Genomic DNA, 3,851 nt, shown 5'->3' with positions numbered 1-3,851 from the left:
GCGTCGAAGGCCGTCCCACTCACGATTCTGGGCGTCCTGTCCGTGATGCTGGTCGGCTACTGCGCCGCCGTGCAGGACGACGACGAGGAGGTCACCGCCGACTGCGTCATGCAGCTCGACGACGGCTCCTACCAGATCGTCGACGACGACCACTGCGACGATGACGACGGCGGCACGCACTACTACGGCGGGTCGCGCGGGGCCTACCTCTGGTACTACGGCGGCACGCGGGTCGGCAACCGCGTGCGCGGCGGCACCACCTACCGCCCGTCCAACGTCGACATCAACACCCGCAGCGGCAAGTCGATCCAACGCGGCGGCTTCGGGAGCAGATGGGGCGGCGGGGGCTGACAGGTGCGGCGCGAGCACGGCACTCCCAGGCCAGGCTGGGAGAAGACGATCGAGGGCCAGGGCCTGGCCTACCACAAGGCCGCACACCCGTCGGGGCTGAGCCGCCCCTACTGGGACGAGTCCGTCCACTACGTCCTGTCGATGGACGAGGTCGAGGCGCTGGAGGAGCAGGTCGAGGAGCTGCACGCGATGTGCCTCAGCACGGTCGAGCACGTGGTCTCGGCCGGCCGCTTCGCCGACTTCGCCATCCCCGAATGGGCGTGGGAGGACGTCGCGCGCTCCTGGGAACGCCGCGACCCCCACCTGTACGCCCGCTTCGACCTGCGCTACGACGGCACGGGCCCGGCCAGGCTGCTGGAGTACAACGCCGACACGCCCACCTCGCTGGTGGAGTCGTCAGTGATCCAGTGGTTCTGGCTGCAGGACCTGCATCCCGGCGACGACCAGTGGAACTCCGTGCACGAGCGGCTCATCGACCGCTGGTCCCGGCTGGGGCTGCCGCCGGGGCCCACGCACTTCGCCTTCACCAACATGGACGAGACGGGCGAGGAGGCCATGACCGTGGCCTACCTCCAGGAGACCGCCGAGCAGGCCGGCCTGCAGACCGTCTCCGTGGCCATGGAGGACATCGGCTGGGACTCACTCAACCGCCGCTTCGTCGACGTCGAGGAGCGGATGATCCGCTCGGCGTTCAAGCTCTACCCCTGGGAGTGGATGCTGGCCGAGGACTTCGGGCGGCACGCCGTACGGCACACCACCTGGATCGAGCCGCTGTGGAAGACACTGCTGTCCAACAAGGCGCTGCTGGCCCTGCTGTGGGAGCGCTATACCGGCCATCCCAACCTCATGCCCGCCTACCTCGACGGCCCCAGAGACCTCACCTCCTACATCGCCAAGCCGCTGCTCGGCAGGGAGGGGGCCTCCATGCGCATCGTCACCCCCGACGTCACCCAGGAGACACCCGGCGCCTACGGCCGCGAGGGATACGTGTTCCAGGGCTTCGAGGCGCTGCCCGTCTTCGAGGGGCAGCGGCCGGTGCTCGGCGCGTGGATGGTCGCCGACGAGGCCGCCGGGCTCGGCATCAGGGAGACCACCGGCCTCATCACCGACGACACCTCGTCGTTCGTCCCGCACCGCATCGCTGACTGACGTGCCCGCCGACCGACACCTGCCCGCGCCCGCTCCGGGCGGACCCGCACCCCTTGATTGGAACTGACGTGGCTCTTCTCGAACTCCTCGCCCGCGGCTCGGGCGCCATCGCCGCTTACGCAGCCGTCGGCGTGATCCTGATGATCGTCGGGTTCTATGTGATCGACTGGGCGACGCCAGGCAAGCTGAGCGAGGTCATCCGCAGCGAGCGCAATCCCAACGCCACCTTGCTGGCCTGCTCGGCCATGGCCGCCATCGGGCTGATCGTGGCCGCCTCGATCTGGTCGTCCGGCGGCCGGCTCACGGAGGGCCTCGCGGGCACGGCGGTGTTCGGGCTGGTCGGCATCGTGGTGCAGACCGTGGCCATGCTGATCTTCGACCGGGTGGTCGGCATCTCCGTACGCGACCTGGTCAAGGAGCCCGATCTGCAGCCGGGCGCGCGGGTGCTCGCGGTCACCCACGTCGCGATCGGGCTCATCACGGCCGTCGCCGTCATCTGAGAGGGGCGAACCACCGTTCCGGTCAGCCGAGCGGACCTGGCACTCTAGGAGGCGTGACAGAGCGGACCCGGGAGGACACCACACGCAGGCTCGAGCGGGCCATGGGCTCGCTCGGCACGGCGGCGATGGCGCGCATGGACGAGCAGTTGCCGTGGTTCCGGGCGCTCAGCGCCGAGGACCGGTCGTGGGTGGGGCTCGTGGCCCAGGCCGGCATCGCCGCGTTCGTCGAGTGGTTCTCGACCGCGGGTGAGGGGCGGCGCACTCCCAGCATCGAGTTCTTCGGCACGGCGCCGCGCGAGCTCAAGCGGTCGATCTCGCTCCAGCAGACCGTCGACATCGTCAGGGTCGTGGTCGAGGTGGTCGAGGCGCAGACCCACGAGCTGGCCGCGCCGGGCGGCGAGGACGAGCTCCAGCAGGCCATGCTGCGCTACACCCGCGACGTCGCCTTCGCCGCCGCCCACGTCTACGCCCGAGAGGCCGAGGCCAGGGGCTCGTGGGACGCCAGGCTCGAGGCCCTGATCGTCGACGCCCTGGTGCGCGGCGAGGTGGACGACGGACTGCACTCCTGGGCCGCCGCCCTGGGCTGGACCTCCTCCCCCGTCGTCGTCATCGCCGGGCACGCCCCCGAGGGCGACCCGCGCGCGGTCATCGACGGCCTGCGGGAGAAGGGCCGGCGCATCGGCATGGACCTGCTGGCGGGGGTCCAGGCCGACCGGCTGATCGTGATCGTGGGCGGCGCGGGCAGCGTCAACGACGCGGCCAAGCAGGTGGTGGCCCGCTTCGGCGTCGGCCCCATCGTCATCGGCCCCGAGGTGCCCGACCTGCACGCCGCCGCCAATTCGGCCAGGGCGGCGCTGGCAGGGCTCAAGGCGTCGTCGGGCTGGCCCGACGCGCCCAGGCCGGTGCACGCCGGGGACCTGCTGGCCGAGCGGGCGCTCGACGGCGACCTCGACGCAAGGCGGCAGCTCATCGAGAGCGTCTACCTGCCGCTCGCGGGCACTCCGCTGCTCGACACGCTGGCCACCTACCTGGAGCAGGGCACGTCGCTGGAGGCGACGGCCAGGTTGCTGTTCGTCCATCCCAACACCGTGCGCTACCGCCTGAAGAAGATCACCGAGCTGACCGGTTACCAGCCCACCGAGGGCCGGTCCGCCTTCACGCTCCAGGTGGGGCTCATCCTCGGGAGGCTCGCGGAGAGTGCGGTGAGCTGGTGCGCTCTAACGTAACCGCGCCGCCATCCCCACTGTAGGGTTCCTACAAATCACCCTGGACAAAGTTCGTACGGATCTCCATCCGCGTGTCGGAGTTCTACAGGGCATGGTGGATTTTGTGCTTGTACTCGTCGCTCCGGGCCAAGGTGCCCAAACGCCAGGCTTCCTGACTCCATGGCTTGAGTTGCCCGGTCTGGCCGACAGGCTGGGCTCATGGTCGGAGGTCGTCGGGGTCGATCTGATCGCCCAGGGCACGACCGCCGGCGCCGACGAGATCCGCGACACCGCCGTCGCCCAGCCGCTGCTCGTGGCCGCCGCGCTGGCCTCCGCCGAGGCGCTCGGCGCAGCCCCCGACCTCGTCGCCGGGCACAGCGTCGGCGAGTTCGCCGCCGCAGCGCTCGCCGGGGTGATCACCCCGGAGCAGGCGCTGTCGCTGATCCGCGACCGCGCCCAGGCCATGGCCAAGGCCGCCGCCATCACCGAGACCGGCATGACGGCCGTGCTCGGTGGCGTCGAGGAGGAGGTCCTCACCGCGATCGACAGGCACGGGCTCACCGCCGCCAACATCAACGGCGCCGGGCAGATCGTCGCGGGAGGCACTGTCGAGCAGCTGGCCGCGTTCAAGGCCGACCCACCCGCC

At 70.7% G+C, this 3,851-nt stretch carries 5 protein-coding genes; all 5 read left to right on the top strand.

Annotated features, from left to right (window positions below):
- The coding region (locus E1267_RS42980) for a hypothetical protein (RefSeq protein ID WP_342774964.1) at positions 1–351 on the top strand (351 nt) is incomplete at its 5' end.
- 3 nt (positions 352–354) lie between these two features.
- Positions 355–1,500, top strand: a complete 1,146-nt coding sequence (locus tag E1267_RS42975; protein ID WP_132341960.1) for a glutathionylspermidine synthase family protein — start codon at positions 355–357, stop codon at positions 1,498–1,500.
- Positions 1,501–1,568: 68 nt separating this feature from the next.
- The gene (locus E1267_RS42970; RefSeq protein WP_132341958.1) at positions 1,569–2,000 is read left to right on the top strand and encodes a DUF350 domain-containing protein; all 432 of its coding nucleotides are present in this window, start codon (positions 1,569–1,571) and stop codon (positions 1,998–2,000) included.
- A gap of 101 nt (positions 2,001–2,101) precedes the next feature.
- On the top strand, positions 2,102–3,226 hold the full coding sequence (locus E1267_RS42965) for a PucR family transcriptional regulator (RefSeq protein WP_132341962.1): 1,125 nt from the start codon (positions 2,102–2,104) through the stop codon (positions 3,224–3,226).
- 103 nt (positions 3,227–3,329) lie between these two features.
- The coding region (locus E1267_RS42960) for an ACP S-malonyltransferase (protein ID WP_165960120.1) at positions 3,330–3,851 on the top strand (522 nt) is incomplete at its 3' end.

Source organism: Nonomuraea longispora (assembly GCF_004348345.1).
Taxonomy (GTDB): domain Bacteria; phylum Actinomycetota; class Actinomycetes; order Streptosporangiales; family Streptosporangiaceae; genus Nonomuraea; species Nonomuraea longispora.
Note: the sequence above shows the minus strand (reverse complement) of the source record. Positions and strands in the feature narration are given on the sequence as shown.